2 protein-coding genes are annotated in these 2,583 nt (G+C 69.8%); both read left to right on the top strand.

Translation table 11 applies throughout. From position 1 onward, the window contains the following. Positions 1-187: 187 nt before the first annotated feature. On the top strand, positions 188-1,534 hold the full coding sequence (locus FV222_RS22665; protein WP_147815700.1) for a sorbosone dehydrogenase family protein: 1,347 nt from the start codon (positions 188-190) through the stop codon (positions 1,532-1,534). A gap of 232 nt (positions 1,535-1,766) precedes the next feature. Further along, the coding region (locus tag FV222_RS22660) for a glycosyltransferase (protein ID WP_147815699.1) at positions 1,767-2,583 on the top strand (817 nt) is incomplete at its 3' end.

The following is a 2,583-nucleotide window of genomic DNA, read 5'->3' as shown; positions in this document are numbered from 1 at the left end:
GCGCCTGCACCGCTCGCGCCCCGGGCGCGACCCTTCGGCGAGGGAGCCTCGGCCGCATCCTATACGCGCTGCCGGGCGGCTCCGGCACCCTCGGCGCAACCGGAGCCAATCGGCCGCTCGGCTCTTATCTCCCGGTCAGGCCGGTTGGTTGGGCTTGGTGGCTTGCGAAACAGGGATTCACGGGACCATGCGGACAGGTACGAAGATCGGGCTCGGGGCGCTGGCGGTCCTTCTCCTCGGCGGTGCGGCCTTCGTGCGCTTCGCGGTCTATCCCGAGAGCGCGTCGCTCCAGCTCGCCGACGGCCAGGGGGCGAGCCCGACCCTGCCCGCTCCGAACGCCACGCCACTGCCCACCGTCAACATCGCGCCGGCCGCGGGCTGGGCGAAGGGTGCGAAACCAGCGCCTGCCTCCGGCCTGTCGGTCGCCGCCTTCGCCGAGGGGCTCGACCACCCGCGCTGGCTCTACACGCTGCCGAACGGCGACGTGCTGGTTGCCGAGAGCAACACGCCGCCCTCCGATGGGAAATTCCCCGGCGTGAAGGCCTGGATCGCCGGGAAGATCATGGATCGGGCGGGCGCGGGCGTGAAGAGCCCGGACCGGATCACGCTGCTGCGCGACGCCGACGGGGACGGTGTCGCCGAGGTGAAGACGGTCTACCTCAAGAACCTGACCTCGCCGTTCGGCATGGCGCTCGTCGGCAACGATCTCTACGTCGCCAACGCCGACGCCCTGGTGCGGGTGCCCTACGAGGCGGGCAAGACCGAGAACGCCGCGACTCCGGAGAAGGTCGTCGACCTCCCGGCCGGGATCAACCACCACTGGACCAAGAACGTCGTCGCGAGCCCCGACGGCACCCGCCTGTTCGTCACCGTCGGCTCGAACAGCAACGTCGCCGAGAACGGGCTCGAGGCCGAGAAGGGCCGCGCCGCGATCTGGGAATACACTCTCGCAGCCAAGGCCTTCCGCGAATTCGCCACCGGCCTGCGCAACCCGAACGGCCTCGGCTTCGAGCCCAAGACCGGCACGCTCTGGGCCGCCGTGAACGAGCGCGACGAGATCGGCAGCGACCTCGTGCCGGACTACGTCACCTCGGTGAAGGAGGGGGGATTCTACGGCTGGCCCTACAGCTATTACGGCCAGCACGTCGACGACCGCGTCAGCCCGCAGCGGCCGGACCTAGTCGCCAAGGCGATCGTGCCGGACTACGCGCTGGGCCCCCACACCGCCTCCCTTGGCATCGCCTTCTCGCAGGGCGCGAACCTGCCGCCGGCCTGGACGAGCGGCCTGTTCGTCGCCCAGCACGGTTCGTGGAACCGGCGGCCGAAAAGCGGCTACAAGGTGATCTACGTGCCGTTCGCCGACGGCCGCCCCGCGGGCAAGCCAATCGACGTGCTCGCCGGCTTCCTCGACGCCGACGAGAAGGCGCAGGGGCGCCCGGTGGACGTGGCCTTCGACAAGACCGGGGCGCTGCTCGTCTCGGACGACGTCGGCAACGCGGTCTGGCGCGTGACGGGGGCGGCAGCCTCACAGTGAGGGCTCGCGGTCAAATGTCCGCGTACGGCTGAAGTCGAGCGTGGAGATGATGCTGCCGCGGCCCTGACTGAGGCTGTCCCCAGCGCCTTCGGCGGCCCTGGGAACCGTTGTGATGGTGGCCGGCTTCCGGGATTGGGTCGGTGAATAACTTATGCCGCATCCGTTCATCCTGCACACAGACAGGGTATGCGATGTGCGATCACGGCCTCCGTCGCTGGAAAAACGAGCTTCCGTGAAGATCGCCATCATCGCCCACCTGAAGTTCCCCATCGCGCAGCCGTATCCGGGCGGTCTGGAGATGCACACGCATCTCCTCGCCGGCGCCCTGAAGCGACGCGGCCACGACGTGACGCTGTTCGCGTCGGAGGGATCCGATCCGGCACTTGCGCCGGTCTACGTCTGCCAGCCCACCGGCGACGGCCTCGGCGATCCATTGCGGCATGCTTCGATCGACCGCGCCGAGAACGCGGCCTATGCGCGGATCATGGACGCGGTGCGCAACGGCGACTTCGACATCCTGCACAACAACAGTCTTCACGATCTCCCGCTGCGCCGAAGCCAAGACCTCGCGATCCCGATGGTGACGGCCCTGCACACGCCGCCGTTCGAATCGCTCGAGGCGGGCGTGCGCGCCGCGCCCGTTACGATGCCCTTCGCCGCCGTCTCGAACCACACCGCTGACGCCTGGCGCGAGATCGTCGCCGAGCCGGTGGTGATCGGCAACGGCGTCGAGCTTTCTGTCTTCGTCTACCGCCCGGTGCCGGACCCGGTGCCGTACGTGTTCTGGTCCGGTCGGATCGTGCCCGAGAAGGGCCTCCACCTGGCGATCGACGCCGCGCGCGCCGCCGGCCTGCCTCTGCATTTCGCCGGCCCGCGACCGAACCCCGCCTACTGGGCCGACTGGATCGCCCCGCGGCTGGGGGATGACCTCACCGATCTCGGCCATCTCGGCCATGCCGACCTCGCGCGCCACCTCGGCGGGGCACGGGCGGCTTTGGTGACCCCGCGCTGGGAGGAGCCGTTCGGCCTGGTGGTCGCCGAGGCGCTGG

The sequence above is a fragment of the Methylobacterium sp. WL103 genome (assembly GCF_008039885.1).
Classification (GTDB): domain Bacteria; phylum Pseudomonadota; class Alphaproteobacteria; order Rhizobiales; family Beijerinckiaceae; genus Methylobacterium; species Methylobacterium cerastii.
This window is presented reverse-complemented; position numbering and strand designations above follow the sequence as displayed.

What these genes read in the sequence shown, in the direction of transcription:
- FV222_RS22665 (WP_147815700.1), top strand. Translation starts at nt 188, where the DNA reads ATGCGGACAGGTACGAAGATCGGGCTCGGGGCGCTGGCGGTCCTTCTC.